The organism is Rahnella contaminans (genome assembly GCF_011065485.1).
Taxonomy (GTDB): domain Bacteria; phylum Pseudomonadota; class Gammaproteobacteria; order Enterobacterales; family Enterobacteriaceae; genus Rahnella; species Rahnella contaminans.
On the sequence record NZ_JAADJS010000001.1, the window covers coordinates 126,254 to 143,788 of the forward strand.

Consider the following 17,535-nt stretch of genomic DNA (forward strand, 5'->3'; position numbering starts at 1 on the left):
CGCAGGCGAAGTATTTTGCCTGCGCGGTCTTCTGATTCGAGGTTAACTATGTCTTTACTGCCCGTCACCGTGCTTTCCGGCTTTCTGGGCGCGGGGAAAACTACCGTGCTGAACCACATTCTGAACAACCGTGAGGGCATGCGCGTAGCGGTGATCGTCAATGATATGAGTGAAGTAAATATTGATGCGGCACTGGTCGCTAACGAAATTACGCTCGACCGCCAGCAGGAAAAACTGGTGGAAATGAGCAACGGCTGCATCTGCTGCACGTTGCGGGAAGATTTACTGATCTCCGTGCGCGAACTGGCGCAGGCGGGGCGGTTTGATTATCTGCTGATTGAATCGAGCGGGATCTCAGAGCCGCTGCCGGTGGCGGAAACCTTTACGTTTGAAGATGAAAACGGCGAAAGCCTTTCACAATTTGCGCGGCTGGATACGCTGGTCACCGTCGTGGATGGCGTCAATTTTATGCAGCAATATCAGGAAGCCCGCAGCGTTCAGGAGGCGGGTGAAAGTCTGGGCGAGGACGACGCGCGCAGCGTGACTGATCTCCTGATTGACCAGATTGAATTTTGTAACGTCTTACTGGTAAGCAAAACGGATCTGCTCGACAGCCGGCAACAGCGTGAAGTGATTGCGTTACTGAAAAGCCTGAACCCGGAAGCGCAAATCATCCCTATATCACCGGGCAGTTTGCCGCTGGAAAATGTGCTCAATACCGGTCTTTTTGATTTTGCCAAAGCGCAGCAGGCTCCGGGCTGGCTGAAGGAACTGCGTGGTGAACATACGCCGGAAACCGAGGAATACGGCATCAGCAGTTTTGTGTACACCGCGCGCCGGCCGTTTGATCCGGATAAATTTTATCGCGTGGTACACGGCGACTGGGGCGGCGGGACCCTGCTGCGGTCGAAAGGTTTTTTCTGGCTGGCGACGCGTCCGCGTTTCGCCGGGCAGTGGAGCCAGGCGGGCGGGATCGCGCGTTATGGCATGGCGGGGATTTTCTGGCGCGCATTGCCCGAAAATGACTGGCCGCAGGATGAAGAAACCCGCCAGCAAATCATGGAAAAGTGGGTTGAGCCGTTTGGCGATATGCGTCAGGAGTTGGTATTCATCGGCCAGCATCTGGATAAAGAAGAGATTATTCACCGGCTGGATGCATGTCTGCTGAGCGAGCAACAAATGGCCGAAGGGATCGACAGCTGGATCGCGATGGCCGATCCTTTCCCGGAATGGTAGTCCGTAATGACGATAAGGTTGTTCAAAAAGTAGCCGTAAAAACAGTGTGGTAATGAGAAATATTCTCAACAAAACACTTTACAGACGATACTGAGAACCATTATCATTCTTTTCACCGGACGAGAGGTGTCCCGCCAGGGGCGTTAATCGCGAGGTACGACATTGCTCACATTGCTTCCAGTATTACTTAGCCAGCTCGGGTGCTGGCTTTTTTTTTGCCTGTTATTCAGTCACTTTCCTGCGTATTCACCTGTATCCCGTGCTTTTTCAACATTCCGCGTAACTGATGATACGTCACGTTAAGCAGCTCAGCGGCCTTGCGCTGGTTGAAACGCGCCTGCCGCAACGCCTGTTCAATCAGATTTTTTTCCTGACCGGTGACCCACTGTTTTAAATCCAGCGGCAATGCTGGTAACGAAATACTCTCACGCGGTTCCTCCGGTGCGGAATACGCTGCCCGCTGAGCAAACGGATTCAGAATAATGTTATCCAGCGGAAAATCGCTGGTGCCGTGCCGGTACATCGAACGCTCCACGACGTTTTTCAGTTCGCGGATATTGCCCGGCCAGCGATAGCGCATCAGCGTTTCGCGGGCATGTTCGGTAAAACCGGGGAACAGCGGCAGAGAAAGTTCGCGGCACATCTGGATGGCAAAATGCTCAGCCAGCAACATGATGTCCTGCTGGCGCTCACGCAGCGGCGGAAGCTGAACGACGTCAAACGCCAGGCGGTCAAGCAAATCCGCGCGGAATTTTCCGGCGGCGGCCAGTGCCGGAAGATCATCATTCGTCGCACATACCAGCCGCACATCGACCTGTAACGGCTGGCTGCCGCCGACGCGTTCCAGATGTCCGTATTCGATCACGCGTAATAATTTTTCCTGCACCAGCATTGGCGCGGTCGCCAGTTCATCGAGAAACAACGTTCCGCCGTCCGCGCGTTCAAAGCGTCCGAGATGACGTTTCTGCGCGCCGGTAAACGCGCCCGCTTCATGGCCAAACAGTTCGGAATCCAGCAGGTTTTCATTGAGCGCCGCACAGTTGAGCGAAATGAACGGCCCCTGCCAGCGCGGCGACAGATAATGCAGACGGTGCGCAATCAGCTCTTTACCACTGCCGCGTTCACCGGTGACCAGAACCGGCTTATTCAGTTTCGCCAGCTGCGAAACCTGTTCCAGCACCTCAATAAAGGCGTTGGCTTCGCCGAGCAAATTGTCTGTGTTATCCGTCATTTGGCATTCCTTGTGTGGTGAAACACACTAACTCTTAGTGAAATTACTCATCTCGAAAAATAAGCATAGCAGAGACGAAGATAAAAAATTCAATTTATTCATGCAGATAATGATTTTAAAAAGTTGGCACGGATCCTGATATAGGTTTATCGCCGCAGTTGAAAATTTTCCTGCGGATTTGACCGGTAATCATTTGGCCGGAAACCAAACAGAAACAAAGAGGAATTTCGATTATGGGTATTTTTTCTCGCTTCGCTGACATCATTAACGCCAACATCAACACCTTGCTGGATAAAGCAGAAGATCCGCAAAAACTTGTTCGTCTGATGATTCAGGAAATGGAAGACACGCTGGTGGAACTGCGTTCAACCTCTGCCCGTGCGCTGGCAGAAAAGAAACAGCTGATCCGCCGCATTGATCAGGGTGAATCCCAGCAGATTGAATGGCAGGACAAAGCCGAACTGGCCCTGCGTAAAGATAAAGACGATCTGGCGCGTGCTGCGCTGATTGAGAAACAGAAATTGACCGAGCTGGTGGCGACGCTGAAGAACGAAATGACTGTCGTAGAAGAAACGCTGGATCGCATGAAGTCCGAAATTGGTGAACTGGAAAGCAAACTGACTGAAACCCGTGCCCGCCAGCAGGCGCTGACATTACGTCACCAGGCGGCAGCCTCTTCGCGTGACGTTCGTCGTCAGCTCGACAGCGGTAAAATTGATGAAGCGATGGCGCGTTTTGAGCAGTTCGAACGCCGCATTGATCATATGGAAGCAGAAGCGGAAAGCGTCAGTATTGGCAAAAAGAAATCGCTGGATCAGCAGTTTGCTGAGCTGAAAGCCGACGATGAAATCAGCGCGCAAATTGCTGCCCTGAAAGCCAAAATGAACGGTAATCAGGACGCGTAATTTTCCGGTAAACCTGCCTGTCCGCAGGCAGGTTGCGGAGTTCCTGCACCCATAAGACTCATCAGAATTAAGGATAAATAATGAGCTTCCTGTTTTTAGCAATTCCGCTGACTATTTTTGTTTTATTTGTGGCGCCCGTCTGGTTGTGGCTTCACTACAGCAATCGCCAGCAAAATGGCAGTCAGCTCAGTCAGCATGAGATACAAAATCTCACCAGCCTGACGCATGAAGCGCAGCGCATGCGCGAACGTATTCAGGCGCTGGAAGAAATTCTCGATGCCGAACATCCCGGCTGGAGGAATTCATAATGGCGAACCGAATGTCTGAACGAAAACTCTACCGCGTGCCGGAAGAGGGCGTGATAAAAGGCGTTCTGGCCGGGCTGGCGCACTATCTGGGCGTACCGGTAAAACTGCTGAGGATTATGGCGGTGTTGTCCGTGTTTTTCGGCTTATTCATGTTCACTTTTGTGGCGTACGTGATCCTCAGCTATGTGTTGGATCCGATGCCTGCCAGTGAATTTGAAGGCGAGAACGCGCCTTCTCCGCGTAACCTGCTGGAAGAAGCTGACCGCGAACTGAAAGCCAGCGAACAGCGTTTGCGTCAGGTCGAGCGTTACGTGACCTCGGAAACCTTCGGCGTACGCAGCCGGTTCCGTCAGCTCTAATTTTCTCTTCACCGCTTTACCTCTGCTGCCGGACATTGTTCCGGCTGCTTTTTCCCTCTCACGTCCCGCTTAAGGAATCTTTATGACCCGTTACCTGAATTCCTCGCTGCCGGGTAAGCGCAGCCTGTTTTCAAAAATTTTCAGCGTTATCATTACGCTGGCGCTGACGTTCGGTCCTGCCGGACTGGCAGCGCGTGTGCTGGGCGTGGTGGGAAAAGGGCCACTCCGGTATGTTTTAGCACTATTATTAGAACCGTTATTTAAACGTATTCTTACCGCGCTGTTTGGGCGCTACGCCAGGGAGAGCAATGAAAAGACTACAAAACGACTTTAATTCACTGATCAATCGCGGCATGGACAGGCATCTGCGGCTGGCTGTTACCGGATTAAGCCGCAGCGGTAAAACCGCTTTCATTACCGCCTTCGTTAACCAGCTTTTACATATGCACAGCGGCGCACGTTTACCGCTGTTTTCGGCTGCCCGCGAGGAGCGGCTGCTTGGCGTGAAACGCGTCCCGCAGCGGGATCTGGGTGTGTCGCGCTTTGCTTATGACCAAGGGCTGGCAGCACTTTACGGTACGCCGCCTGCGTGGCCAACGCCGACCCGTGGCGTCAGCGAAATCCGGCTGGCGCTGCGTTATCGCTCCAACGATTCCCTGCTTCGCCACTTCAAAGACACCTCGACGCTGTATCTGGAAATTGTCGATTATCCGGGCGAATGGCTGCTGGATTTGCCGATGCTGGAGCAAAATTATCTCGACTGGTCACGCCAGATGGCGGGGCTGTTGCAGGGTGATCGCGCACAGTGGGCGAAGCCGTGGCTCGAACTGTGCCAGCAATGCGACCCGCTGGCACCTGCCGATGAAAATCTGCTGGGCGCGATTGCGCAGGCGTATACCGATTACCTGATCCGCTGCAAAACCGAAGGCTTGCACTTTATCCAGCCGGGGCGTTTTGTTTTGCCGGGGGATTTAGCCGGCGCGCCCGCATTGCAGTTTTTCCCGTGGCCGGAAATGCATCAGTACAGCGACGCACAGCTGGTGCAGGCGGATAAAAATAGCAATCTCGGCATGCTGCGCGCGCGGTTTGATTATTACTGCCAGAACATCGTGAAAGGTTTTTATAAAGATCACTTTGTGAAATTTGACCGTCAGATCGTGCTGGTGGATTGCCTGCAACCGCTTAACAGCGGGCCGCAGGCGTTCAACGATATGCGCCTCGCACTGACGCAACTGATGCAAAGTTTTCACTACGGCAAACGTACGCTGTTCCGCCGCCTGTTTAATCCGTGCATCGACAAACTGATGTTTGCGGCCACCAAAGCCGACCACATTACCGGCGATCAGCATGCGAACCTGGTGTCGCTGTTGCAGCAACTGGTGCAGGAAGCCTGGCAAAATGCGGCCTTCGAAGGCATCAGCATGGATTGCGCCGGGCTGGCCTCCGTTCAGGCGACAGAAACCGGCAGGGTGGAATATCAGGGGCAAAGTTTGCCAGCGCTGAAAGGCCAACGCTTGCAGGATGGCGCGCCGCTGACGGTGTTCCCCGGCGAAGTGCCTGCGCGTTTGCCGGGCGCGGCGTTCTGGCAAAAACAGGGGTTTCATTTTGACGAGTTTCGTCCGCGCGAAATGAGCGTGGACACGCCGTTGCCGCACATCCGTCTGGATGCGGTAATGGAGTTTTTACTGGGAGATAAAATGCGATGAGCGAACCGATAAAACCGCGTATCGATTTTGAAACGGAATTAAAAGCGCCTGCGGATCCGGTGATCAGACCGGCGCTGACCTTTGACGAAATGATTTCAGAACGCTTTACTCCGGTGACCGTCGAAACCGACGAACAGCAGGAAGAGGGCGAAGCCGAAGCCGTACTCAGCCATGCGCTCAAACCGCGCCGCAGTTTTTGGGGCAAAATTGTACGTCTTGGCGTTGCGGTGCTGGGCATCAGCGTGGTCGCGCAGGGCGTGCAATGGGTGCATCAGGCGTGGGTTCAGCAGGATTGGGTGGCGCTCGGTGCCTGCACGGCGGGCGGCCTGATTATCGTCGCCGGTGTTGGATCCGTGGCGACTGAATGGCGTCGCCTGTATCGTCTGCGTCAGCGTGCCGATGAGCGCGATGAGGCGCGTGAATTGATGCACAGCCACGGAACAGGAAAGGGGCGGGCGTTTTGCGAAAAACTGGCGGCACAAGCCGGGCTCGATAACAGCCATCCGGCGCTGCAACGCTGGCAGGCGTCACTGCACGAAACGCAAAATGACCGCGAAGTGGTCGAGCTTTATGCCCGTCTGGTTCAGCCGGTACTCGACGCACAGGCGCGTCGCGAAATCAGCCATTCGGCGGCCGAATCTGCGCTGATGATTGCCGTCAGCCCGCTGGCGCTGGTCGATATGGCCTTTATCGCCTGGCGCAACCTGCGTCTGGTCAACCGCATCGCCGTGCTTTATGGCATTGAGCTTGGCTTTTACAGCCGCATTCGCCTGTTCCGTCTGGTGCTGCTGAATATGGCTTTTGCCGGTGCGTCCGAACTGGTACGCGAAGTGGGGATGGACTGGATGTCGCAGGATCTGGCGGCGCGGCTTTCTGCCCGTGCTGCACAGGGCATCGGTGCCGGATTGCTCACTGCACGTCTGGGTATCAAAACCATGGAGCTCTGCCGTCCGCTGCCGTGGCTTGAAGGCGATAAACCCAAACTGGGTGATTTTCGCAAAGAACTTATCGGCAAGCTGAAAAACAGCATGGTGAAGAGCGATAAAACCAAAGCGGGCGTTTGATTGTCCGTGGATATAAAGATTTCCTGCTGATATAAAAAAGCCCCGCGTGAGCGGGGCTTGTATTACTCTGAATAACCTTTAAAGACTGAAAACTAGGTCGTCAGATAGTTCTGTGCTTTAGCAAGACCATCGGAAATTTGTGAATACGCTTTGTTCACCGCATTACTGGTGTCACTTACCGCGTCCTGACCAAAGCTTGATAGGCGATCGGCAACTTTATTCACATCTTCCGACCAACCCGCACCATTAACCATTTCAATATCATGTTCTGTTAATTGTTTCATCTTAGGCCTTCCTTTTAATCTGTTAAAGCAAGTCCCCTTAAAAACCGGGGGCGATGAAAACATTGAGTAATGCTATGGAGATAATTTCTACGCAATGTCTTCACGGAGATTAAGCCTAGAGCACTGGCGGCGGAATTTGACTAGGAATAATCTCCTAAGTGGAATGTTATACGCAACTCATTGTTTCTATATATAAAAAATACTTTATAAAATCTGATTTATTAATTTCACGTATAAAAAATAATCGAATAACTCCGGGTGAATAATGCCTGTGACAAAAAGTTATTTAATATTACGGCGTAACTGTCTCTGTGCGTTAATACCTCCGGGCGATGTTTCAGAGTAATCGCGGTGGCAGGAGGCTTTCAGGCTGCTATCTTTCAACGATTCTGTTTTTACAGCCTGTGCTTCCGGAACCAAAAATATGCTCTTTCGCAAAGAGGTCAATGAACATCAGCAAAACCACTGGACGGGTAAAACATTATTACTCGCTGGCTGGCCGTTATGGATTGTGACCTCGCTGACCACTCTTTTTCTTATTTCTTTACTGATATTCCTAATCTTCACTAATTACACCCGGCGTATAAACGTCAGCGGTGAAATTATCACTCAGCCGCACAGCATTAATTTGTTCAGCCCGGAACAGGGGGTGATCACTAAACTGTATGTCGATACCGGCAAGCCGGTGAAAAAGGGTCAGCCGCTGTATGAAATTGACGTCAGCCGCGTGACGCAGGCAGGCAATGTCAGTACCACCACGCTCGCCGCCATCAAAAAACAGCGTGAGCAAATTGACTCGATTGTCGCTCAGCTTGAGCACAATAAGCAGGAAACGCTGCAAAACCTGCAACAGCAGTTAGAGCAGTATGAGAAAGCGCATCAGGTTTCGCAGAGCATGGTCGATTCCGCGCAGGAAGGGCTGGATGCCATGAAAAAAAGCATGCAGAACTACGGCGCGTATCAGAAGAAAGGCCTCATCAATACCGACCAGCTGAATAACCAGCGCTACCTGTTTTACCAGCAGCAAACCTCGTTCCAGAGCCTGAACACTCAGGCGATTCAGGAGGCCTTGCAGATCACCAATCTGCGCAGCGAACTGGTGACGCGCGCCGCCGAGTTTGATAATCAGATTTCGCAGTACGGCTACCAGCGCAACGATCTGGAGCGTCAGCTGGCGCAGGCCGATGCGAAAGGTTCCCTGCTGATCACCGCGCCGACCTCCGGTAAAATCTCCTCGCTGAGCGTCACTCCCGGACAGATGGTGAATGCAGGCGACAGTCTGGCGCAGCTGGTGCCTGCCAGTAATTCTCCGTTCTTCCTCGTCGCCTGGCTGCCCAATGAAAGCGTGCCTTACGTCAAAGCCGGTGAGCACATTAATATCCGTTACGAAGCCTATCCGTTTGAAAAATATGGTCAGTTCCCCGGTAAGGTGGAATCGATCTCTTCTGCACCGGTTTCTGAGCAGGAACTGAATTCCTACGCCAGCGCGCCGCGTACGGCAAACGGCACGGTCAGCGGACCTTATTACAAAGTGATTGTTTCACTGGATAAAAAAGCGATGGACTGGCACGGCGAGACGCTGAATTTATCCAGCGGCATGAAAGCCGAATCAACCTTATTCCTGGAGAAAAGGCCGCTGTATCAGTGGATGTTGTCTCCGTATTACAGCATGAAGAAAAGCGTGGTGGGGCCAATTAATGAATCTCGATAACGTACGGGAGCTGGCTGACCGCCTGCACTTTAGCTGGCGCCACCGGGTGCCGCAGATTATACAAACAGAAGCCGCTGAATGCGGGCTGGCCAGTCTGGCGATGGTGTTTGGCTATCACGGAAAACATGTTGATTTGCAGAGTCTGCGTCAGCACTACGGCATTTCATCGCGGGGGGCGACGCTGCGCACGCTGATGGATATCGCCACGGCGAATGAAATGAAATCCCGCGCGCTGAAGCTCGATATTGACGAACTGAATGCGCTGAAAACGCCGTGTATTTTGCACTGGGATCTCAATCATTTCGTGGTACTGGTCGGCGTGAAGCAGGGCAAGGTAGTTATTCACGATCCGGCGTTTGGCCGTCGCTCGCTGGGCATGCGGGAGGTTTCCGAACACTTCACCGGCGTGGCGCTGGAGTTGTGGCCGGATAACGGTTTTACCTCTGAAAAACCGCGCGTACGGCTCGATTTGCGCAAAATGATGGGCAACGTCAGCGGGCTTATTCCGGCGCTGACCAAAATCTTCTGCCTGTCGCTGATGATCGAATCGGTCAATCTGTTGCTGCCGGTCGGCATGCAGCTGGTGATGGATCACGTGATCCCGGCGAAAGACCCGGATTTACTGACGCTGATTTGCCTCGGCTTGCTGTTCTTCATCATTTTCCGCACCGGCGTCAGTATGCTGCGCGCCTGGACCTCGCTGGTGATGAGTACGCTGATTGACGTGCAGTGGAAAGCGCGGCTGTTCGACCACCTGCTCAAACTGCCGCTCGATTATTTTGAAAAGCGCAAACTCGGCGACATTCAGTCACGCTTCACCTCGCTCGACACGCTGCGTACCACACTGACCACCAACGTCGTCAACAGTATTATCGACGGTATTATGTCGGTCGGGCTGATCGTGATGATGGTGTTGTACGGCGGCTGGCTGATTTGGGTGATCCTCGGCTTTACGGCGATTTACGTGGTGTTCCGTCTGACAACCTATAACGCCTACCGCCAGGTGTCGGAAGAACAAATCGTTAAAGGTGCGCGTGCCGGCTCGCACTTTATGGAAACGCTTTACGGCATCAGCACGCTGAAGGCGCTCGGTTTATCGAAAGCCCGCGCCAATTTCTGGCTGAATCTGAACATTGATAACGCCAATGCGACGGTGCGCAAAACCAAATTTGAAATGATGTTTACCGGCGGTAATACGTTGATCGCCACGCTCGATCAGGTCGCGCTGCTGTGGCTCGGTGCAACGCAGGTGATTGACGGGCATATGACGCTTGGGATGTTCGTCGCATTTAACACTTATCGCGGGCAGTTTTCCGAACGGGCGGCCAATCTGCTGAATATGATGTTGCAGTTGCGGATGTTGTCCCTGCATCGCGACCGTATCGCCGATATCGCACTGACGGAGACTGAAAAATCCCTGCCGGAACGTGAATTGCTGCGGGCCGGCGAGGCAGCGTCACTGGATGTGCGGGATCTGGTTTTCCAGTACGACAGCCTGTCCGCACCGCTGATTAACGGCCTGAATCTGTCGGTGGCGGCGGGGGAAAGCGTGGCCATCACCGGGCCGTCGGGGCAGGGCAAAACCACGCTGATGAAAATCATGACCGGTTTGCTGACGCCGACCGAAGGCCGCATTCTCATCAACGGAATGGATATCACCACCGCCGGGCTGAACAATTACCGCAGCTGCATCGCCTGTGTGTTACAGGATGATACGTTGTTCGCCGGTTCCATCGGCGAGAACATTGCCAGCTTTGATGAGCAGAAAGACGAAGCGCGGATTATCGACTGTGCCCGCCGCTGTAATATTCACGACGATATCGAACGCATGCCGATGGGCTATGAAACACTGATCAGCGAACTGGGCGGCAGCTTGTCCGGCGGGCAGAAACAGCGCTTGCTGATTGCCCGCGCGTTATACCGTCGTCCGGCGATCCTGTTCCTCGATGAAGCCACCAGCCATCTGGATCTGGACAACGAAATGCGCATCAACCAGGCGATCAGTGAACTGGATATTACGCGGATATTTATCGCGCACCGGCCATCGACGATTGCTTCAGCAGACAGGGAAATTAAGCTGGGATAATACGTTCCGGCGATCCCCAGAATTGGGATCGCCTTTCCAATAATGCCGCCTCTGTTACATCTCCTCACGGAAAGTTCATCATTTGTTTAAAAGTTATTATAAAATGCGGGCTTCATCGTCTGACGGCGCTGCATTGCCTCCTGCCGTCTGAACTGTCTGCGCTCCTGTTTCTAAAAAATATCAGCGCAACAGACTAATTTTTAGGAGTTTTCATGTCGAATCAGTTCCCGAGCTCACGCCTTCGCCGCCTGAGACAGTCCGAATCCCTGCGCACTCTCTTTCAGGAAACTGAATTTAGCGTCAACGATCTGGTACTGCCGATTTTCGTAGAAGAAGAGACCTCTGAATACGTACCGATCGAAGCCATGCCTGGTGTGCTGCGCATTCCTGAATCCCGCCTGGCGTTTGAAATCGAACGCTACGCCCGCGCCGGTATCCGCTCGGTCATGACGTTTGGCATCTCGCATCATATGGATGCCACCGGCAGCGACACCTGGAACGAAAACGGTCTGGTCGCCCGTATGGCGCGCATCTGTAAAGACACCGTGCCGGAAATGATCGTCATGTCCGACACCTGTTTCTGCGAATACACCTCACACGGGCACTGCGGCGTGCTGCACGACCACGGCGTGGATAACGACGCCACGCTGATCAATCTCGGCAAACAGGCCGTGGTTGCCGCTGCCGCCGGTGCAGATTTCATTGCGCCATCCGCCGCACAGGACGGTCAGGTGCAGGCCATCCGCAGCGCGCTGGATGAAGCCGGATTTATTGACACCTCGATCATGGCCTATTCCACCAAGTTCGCATCCTCAATGTACGGGCCATTCCGTGAAGCGGGCGGCAGCGTGCTCAAAGGCAACCGCAAGCAGTATCAGATGAACCCGATGAACCGCCGTGAAGCCGTGCGTGAGTCGCTGATGGATGAGCAGGAAGGGGCGGATGCGCTGATGGTGAAACCCGCTGGCGCGTATCTGGATGTGATCCGCGATATCCGCGAGGCTTCCCGCCTGCCACTGGCGGCGTACCAGGTCAGCGGCGAATACGCGATGATCAAGTTCGCGGCTCAGGCCGGTGCCATCGACGAACGCGCCGTGGTGCGTGAAAGCCTGGGCGCGATTAAACGTGCAGGCGCAGATATTATTCTGACGTACTTTGCGATGGATATTGCAGAGCAAGGGCTGTAATTTCTGCTCCCGCTGCAAACAAAAACCGGGCTTTCGCCCGGTTTTTTTATGTCCTTGCGGCAGAACCGGCGGGCAGGGTTCCGCTTCTGACTTTGGCAGGATGTCCCGGTTGCTCCACTTTGACCATCACCGTCAGCACGGCGGCGACCAGATACAGCGCGGTATAGACCCAGACCACACCTTCGATGTCGAAGAACGGCAGCACAATCGAGGCAATGGCCGGTGCAACAAAATTACTCAGGCCCGCGGAAAGGTTATAAATCGAGATTGCCGCGCCTTTGTGATTGGGTTCCAGAACCGGGAAGACCGCGGTCATCGGCACAAAAGCCGCAACGGTGATACCCAGCATGACGGCGGGGATCAGCGCCACCCAGAAGTTATGTCCTGCCCAGACCGGCAGATAATAGAATGCCAGGCTGGATATCGCGCAGCCGATACAACCGAACCAGCGCACCTGCCGCAGCCAGCCAATTTTCTCCCCTAACACGCCCCACATCACGTTGGTAAAAATCGTCACGAAGAAGAATACCGCCCAGATTTGCAGCCATTCCGACATGGTAAAACCCAGCCGTCCGACAAACAGCATTGGCATGATCACCGCAAAACCGAACAGGGAGATCGTATTAATAATGCGGATCAGGCATGACATAAAAATATTGCGGTTGGTGAATAAAATCGTCACCGCACGGCTCAGTTCGCCGAGCTTTTCTTTCGGTGTCAGACTGGCTTTACTGCCGGGTTCCCCAACATTGCGTAGCAGGATCATCGCCATGAGTCCGCCAGCAACCACCCACGCAATCGCAAACCATAACGTGCCGGTTTCGCCCATAAAGGGAATGGTGAAACTGGGCAGATAACTGCCGATACAGCCGATGCCAATGGAGTACATCGCCCAGAACCATCCCATCGCCGAGGAGAGATTTTGTTTCGGCACGGTCTGCACAACCAGCATTACAAAGGAGTAAATAAACAGCGGATAGGCCAGCCCGCGGATACCATAAAACAGCAGCATCAGCGGATAATTTTTCATCCCCAGACCAAACAGCATAAACAGCACATGCATCACCACCCAGAGTATAAAGCCGATGCGCATCGCTTTTTGCGGCGTAATGATTTCCGCCACCACGCCGGAACTCCACGCCGCCAGCGCCGCCGCCAGACCGTAAACCGTAAAGACCACGGCAGATTCAGAGGCGGTGAAACCCATATCAATAATATGTTTGGAGAGGAACGCCATTTCGAAGCCGTCGCCGCTCATGAAAAGCGCAATGGCGATATAGCCCCAGAAAAGATTCATCGGCAGACCGAACCAGTGGGTGCGCGGTTTGTGTAGATCGTGCATGTCAGACTCCTCTGCGAAAGATTTCGCAGCTGGTTATGTTGTCAGGGTCAGAGACGGGGCGCTCAGGCGCCCCCGGTGGTTATTACATCGTTCAGGCGTTACGCAGGTCGACCTGCTGCTGATAGAGCTGACGCCAGGTTTTCAGGCGCTCAGCGAGCATGTCGCGGGTTTGGGCATCAGGGTAAAAGTGCTGCGCCACCGGCGGTTTGCGGCACACGTCCCGAAAGTCTCCGCCCGCTGCCAGCCAGCCCAGCCGTGCGGCGCCCAGTGCGCCACCGGCCTCGCCGCCGCTGTGGGTGACGACCGGCAGATTCAGTGCGTCACTCATCAGCTGCGCCCAGCGGTCACTGCGCGCGCCACCGCCAACCAGCGAGCATTGCTGTAATTGCGTTCCGGCCTGCTGCATCACATCGCGTCCGTCGGCCATGCCGAATGCCACGCCTTCCAGCACGGCATAACCCAAAGCGGCACGGTCCGTGGTATGCGTCATGCCATGAAATGCCCCGGTGGCATAAGGATCGTTATGCGGCGTACGTTCGCCGGAAAGATAAGGCAGGAACAGCGGCGCCTGACGCTGTTGCGACGGATTAAGCTGGGTGATTTCTGCCAGCAGCGTGGTTTCGTTACTGCCCACCAGATTGCAATACCAGCGCAGCGCACTGGCCGCGGTGAGCATCACGCTCATCTGGTGCCAGCGGTCCGGCAGGGCGTGGCAGAATGCATGCACTGCCGATTGCGGGTTAGGACGGAAGCGGTCATTAACCGCAAAAAGTACGCCGGACGTGCCGAGAGAAATAAAAGCATCGCCGGGATCGACCGCGCCGATACCGACGGCGCTGGCAGCATTATCCCCGCCGCCTCCGGCGATCACCACGTCGTCGCGCAGGCCCCAGGCGCGGGCAATGTCATTTTTCAACGTGGCGCTGACATCGCTGCCTTCCGCCAGACGCGGCATGTGATCACGCGTCAGGCCGCAGGCGGCGAGCAGATTATCCGACCAGTCACGTTTCGCCACGTCGAGCCACAGGGTGCCCGCCGCGTCTGACATATCAGAGACTTTCTCGCCGCTCATCATCCAGCGCAGATAATCTTTAGGCAGCAGGACGGTCGCCGTTTGTTCAAAAATCTCCGGTTCATGTCGCGCCACCCACAAGAGTTTCGGGGCAGTAAAACCAGGCATAGCCAGATTTCCTGCAACCTGATGAAGTTGCGGTGCGCTTTGCGTGAGTTGTGCGCATTCCGCTGCGCTGCGTGTGTCATTCCATAAAATGGCAGGACGCAATACCCGGCCTTCGCGGCTGAGAAGAACCGCGCCGTGCATTTGCCCGGATAAACCGATGGCGCTGACCTCTGACCATCGTTGCGGCAACTTACTGCGCAGGCTCGAAATCACCCGCTGCGTGGCCTGCCACCACTCTTGCGGATCCTGTTCTGCATGATGCGGATGCGGGCGGCTGACTTCGAGCGGCTCACCGGCACTGGCCAGTAACCGGCCCTGATCGTCAATTACGACCGCTTTGATTTCCGACGTCCCTAAATCCAGTCCGAGATACATAGAGTGCTCCTCAGACGCGTTTTGCGTCATTCAGCCAGTGACGGACGCGCTCAACGGACTGGCGCATCAGTTCGGTAAAGGCCTTATCGCCCGCCAGTCCGGCAAACAGCTTTTCATCGGCGGCAAATTGCGCCACCGGATCAGCGCTGCTGAACAGGGCATGTACCGCCGGAGCGTCGAGAATACCGTCCTGATATTCGTAAGGCAGAAGACCGAGATGCCATTGCTGCATGAAAACGAAGAACAGCGCAGGCAGCATGGCAGTGGCCCGTGGCGTCTGACCGCGCTGATAACATTCCTGCAAGGTCGGGGTTATGAATCCCGGAATTTTAGAGAAACCATCGGCGGCAACACGCTGATTTGTGTCCTGAATGTGTGGATTACTGAAACGCTCGAGCACGACATCGCGGTAGCGCGCCAGATCTAACGGACTTGGCGTCAGGGAGGGGATCACGTCTTCCGTGACGTAGTCATACGCCATCTGGCAAATGGAGGGAGTACGCGTGCTTTCATCGATAAAGCGCTGACCGGTCAGCGTCCCCGCCCAGGCGATGCAGCTGTGGCTGGCATTGAGAATGCGGATTTTTGCTTCTTCATACGGCAGAACGGACTCCACCATTTCTACGCCAGCCTCTTCCAGGTGCGGGCGACCCGCGATGAAATCATCCTCGATTACCCACTGAATGAAAGCCTCGCCCATAACCGGCACCCGGTCTTCAAATCCGGTTGCCTGAGCCACACGCACGGCGACGTCCGGTGACGGACGCGGGGTAATGCGATCCACCATCGTGTTCGGGCTGCGGGTGTGATTTTTTACCCAGTCGCTGATGTCGTGTTGCTGGCGCAGGGCCAGAAATTGCAGCAGACCGTGACGGAAACGTTCGCCGTTATGGCGAAGATTATCGCAGTTCAGCAGGGTGATATCGCCACCCTTAAGCGCAATCCGACGCGCCAGAATATGGCCGATGGCACCATAAATCGTGCGGCATCCGCCCTGCAAATCAGCCTGTATATCAGCATTTTGCTGGTCGAGATTGAACTGGTTATCAAGGTAATAACCGCCTTCGGTCACGGTAAAGGAAATCACTCTGGTGTGCGGATCTGCCCCCTGAGCCACCAGCGCGGCCAGTTCGTTATCCCACGCAATGATTTTCTGAATGGAAGTGATGGTTTCATATTCACGCTCACCCTGCGGAGTGACAGTTTCCAGCACGTATTTACCGCCCTGCGCCTGCAACGCGTTCAGAAGCGGAACGCCATCTTCGCGAATGTTACCCAGTGCGATTGACCAGCTGTTATCTCCCTTCGCCAGTAAGCGGTGCAGATACCATGCCTGATGGGCCCGGTGGAAAGAGCCGCTGCCGATATGCAGCCAGACAGACGATTGCGGTTGGTGAGCATTTTTCATCAGATTCTCCACAAAGTGATTATTGATTTGATGTGAGCTTAAGCCCTTTTGGTGGGCTTTTGCTCGATTGCGGTTAATCTAATGGAATATTTGCCCGTTAAATGGGCTTTAGCTCACACATTTCGTGGATCGATGTATTTAGCGATCACGGGAAGAGGCGAAAAACGATAAAATCTCGCCACTGAAAACACCGGCTGGAATGCGCGCATGAGTAAGAACGACAAGAAAATGGATCTGGCTGCACGGGCGGCGTGGATGTATTACGTCGCCGGGCAAACCCAACATGAAATCGCCGAAGCCTTAGGCGTTTCGCGGCAGGTCGCCCAGCGGCTGGTAGCCAGCGCGATCGATAACGGGCTGGTCAGCGTTCACATTTCCCATTCCGTGGGGCGCTGTATGGAACTGGCGGCGCAATTACAAAAGCGTTTCGGGCTGGATATTTGCCAGGTGGTGCCGGGGCAGGGTATGACGCCGTCGGGCATCAGCCACGCCATTGCGGTGGCGGGAGCGCAAGTAATGACGCAGTTTATCCGCAGCGATGAACCGATGATTATCGGCGTGGGTTCCGGGAGAACGCTGAAAGCGGCCATAGACGAACTGGTGGATATAGAAAGACCGCAGCACAGCAGCGTTTCGCTGATTGGCGCGATTGCGTCGGACGGCTCCTGTACCCGTTACGACGTGCCGCTGCTGATGGCGCAAAAAACACAGGGACGCTATTTCATCCTGCCTGCACCCCTGTTTGCCGACGGCGAAGACGATCGCGCGATGTGGTGCAATCATCGTATCTACCGCACGGTCAGTGAAAAGGCCAGTCAGGCCAACGTGACGTTTATCGGTATCGGCACCATTGAACCGGGGTGTCCGCTGCACAAGGACGGATTTATCAGTCTGGAAGAAGTGGAAAAACTCGCGAAAAGCGGGGCCGTGGGAGAAGTGCTCGGGCACTTTATGGGGCATGACGGACAGCGCATCGACAGTGTGCTGAATTCGCGCCTCACCAGCGTCGGACCGCATCCGCATGATGATCAACCGGTGATCGCGCTGGCCGGTGGCGCAGATAAGCAGATTGCTATCCGCGCCGCCCTCGAAGGCCGCTGGATCAACGGGCTTGTCACCGATGAGTCCTGCGCGCAGGCGTTGCTGGTTTAAC

At 54.7% G+C, this 17,535-nt stretch carries 16 protein-coding genes; 11 read left to right on the forward strand and 5 right to left on the reverse strand.

Going from position 1 to position 17,535, the window contains the following annotated elements; all coding sequences use genetic code 11:
* Window positions 1-48 precede the first annotated feature (48 nt).
* Window positions 49-1,236 (forward strand): zinc metallochaperone GTPase ZigA, encoded by a 1,188-nt coding sequence (gene zigA, locus GW579_RS00575; RefSeq protein ID WP_165056937.1) that lies wholly within the window; start codon window positions 49-51, stop codon window positions 1,234-1,236.
* A 226-nt stretch (window positions 1,237-1,462) separates the two neighbouring features.
* On the opposite strand, the gene pspF is transcribed toward zigA, so the two are convergent.
* Complete coding sequence (pspF, locus tag GW579_RS00580) at window positions 1,463-2,467, reverse strand: phage shock protein operon transcriptional activator (protein WP_165056939.1); 1,005 nt, start codon at window positions 2,465-2,467, stop codon at window positions 1,463-1,465.
* A 233-nt stretch (window positions 2,468-2,700) separates the two neighbouring features.
* Here pspF and pspA point away from each other — a divergent pair, with 233 nt between their 5' ends.
* From pspA to GW579_RS00610, 6 genes are all read left to right on the forward strand, one after another.
* Window positions 2,701-3,372: a phage shock protein PspA gene (gene pspA, locus GW579_RS00585; RefSeq protein ID WP_165056941.1), complete on the forward strand. Its 672-nt coding sequence runs from the start codon at window positions 2,701-2,703 to the stop codon at window positions 3,370-3,372.
* Window positions 3,373-3,452: 80 nt separating this feature from the next.
* On the forward strand, window positions 3,453-3,680 hold the full coding sequence (pspB, locus tag GW579_RS00590; protein WP_152325757.1) for an envelope stress response membrane protein PspB: 228 nt from the start codon (window positions 3,453-3,455) through the stop codon (window positions 3,678-3,680).
* Window positions 3,680-4,039, forward strand: coding sequence for an envelope stress response membrane protein PspC (gene pspC / locus GW579_RS00595; protein ID WP_152325758.1), 360 nt, complete (start codon window positions 3,680-3,682; stop codon window positions 4,037-4,039). The genes pspB and pspC overlap by 1 nt, the downstream gene beginning before the upstream one ends.
* An 82-nt stretch (window positions 4,040-4,121) precedes the next feature.
* On the forward strand, window positions 4,122-4,373 hold the full coding sequence (locus tag GW579_RS00600; protein WP_152325759.1) for a phage shock protein PspD: 252 nt from the start codon (window positions 4,122-4,124) through the stop codon (window positions 4,371-4,373).
* Window positions 4,348-5,745, forward strand: a complete 1,398-nt coding sequence (locus GW579_RS00605; RefSeq protein ID WP_165056943.1) for a YcjX family GTP-binding protein — start codon at window positions 4,348-4,350, stop codon at window positions 5,743-5,745. The genes GW579_RS00600 and GW579_RS00605 overlap by 26 nt, the downstream gene beginning before the upstream one ends.
* Window positions 5,742-6,809 (forward strand): YcjF family protein, encoded by a 1,068-nt coding sequence (locus GW579_RS00610; protein WP_165056945.1) that lies wholly within the window; start codon window positions 5,742-5,744, stop codon window positions 6,807-6,809. Before GW579_RS00605 ends, GW579_RS00610 begins: the two co-directional genes overlap by 4 nt.
* 92 nt (window positions 6,810-6,901) lie before the next feature.
* Here GW579_RS00610 and GW579_RS00615 read toward each other — a convergent pair whose 3' ends face one another.
* Window positions 6,902-7,093: a hypothetical protein gene (locus GW579_RS00615; RefSeq protein ID WP_015697753.1), complete on the reverse strand. Its 192-nt coding sequence runs from the start codon at window positions 7,091-7,093 to the stop codon at window positions 6,902-6,904.
* A 424-nt stretch (window positions 7,094-7,517) separates the two neighbouring features.
* Between GW579_RS00615 and GW579_RS00620 the strand changes: the two genes are divergently transcribed.
* The 3 genes from GW579_RS00620 to hemB all read left to right on the forward strand — a co-directional run bounded on the left by GW579_RS00620 (window position 7,518) and on the right by hemB (window position 12,077).
* Window positions 7,518-8,804: an HlyD family secretion protein gene (locus GW579_RS00620; RefSeq protein ID WP_165056947.1), complete on the forward strand. Its 1,287-nt coding sequence runs from the start codon at window positions 7,518-7,520 to the stop codon at window positions 8,802-8,804.
* Window positions 8,791-10,890 (forward strand): peptidase domain-containing ABC transporter, encoded by a 2,100-nt coding sequence (locus tag GW579_RS00625; RefSeq protein ID WP_152325763.1) that lies wholly within the window; start codon window positions 8,791-8,793, stop codon window positions 10,888-10,890. Before GW579_RS00620 ends, GW579_RS00625 begins: the two co-directional genes overlap by 14 nt.
* A 212-nt stretch (window positions 10,891-11,102) precedes the next feature.
* The gene (gene hemB, locus GW579_RS00630; RefSeq protein WP_152325764.1) at window positions 11,103-12,077 is read left to right on the forward strand and encodes a porphobilinogen synthase; all 975 of its coding nucleotides are present in this window, start codon (window positions 11,103-11,105) and stop codon (window positions 12,075-12,077) included.
* A 46-nt stretch (window positions 12,078-12,123) separates the two neighbouring features.
* On the opposite strand, the gene GW579_RS00635 is transcribed toward hemB, so the two are convergent.
* From GW579_RS00635 to dalD, 3 genes are all read right to left on the reverse strand, one after another.
* Window positions 12,124-13,419, reverse strand: a complete 1,296-nt coding sequence (locus GW579_RS00635; RefSeq protein WP_235937297.1) for an MFS transporter — start codon at window positions 13,417-13,419, stop codon at window positions 12,124-12,126.
* Window positions 13,420-13,510: 91 nt separating this feature from the next.
* On the reverse strand, window positions 13,511-14,974 hold the full coding sequence (xylB, locus tag GW579_RS00640) for a xylulokinase (RefSeq protein ID WP_152325765.1): 1,464 nt from the start codon (window positions 14,972-14,974) through the stop codon (window positions 13,511-13,513).
* Window positions 14,975-14,984: 10 nt separating this feature from the next.
* Window positions 14,985-16,382, reverse strand: a complete 1,398-nt coding sequence (gene dalD, locus GW579_RS00645) for a D-arabinitol 4-dehydrogenase (protein WP_165056950.1) — start codon at window positions 16,380-16,382, stop codon at window positions 14,985-14,987.
* Window positions 16,383-16,589: 207 nt separating this feature from the next.
* On the opposite strand from dalD, the gene GW579_RS00650 reads away from it, so the two are divergent.
* On the forward strand, window positions 16,590-17,534 hold the full coding sequence (locus tag GW579_RS00650) for a sugar-binding transcriptional regulator (protein WP_165056952.1): 945 nt from the start codon (window positions 16,590-16,592) through the stop codon (window positions 17,532-17,534).
* Window position 17,535: the final 1 nt, after the last annotated feature.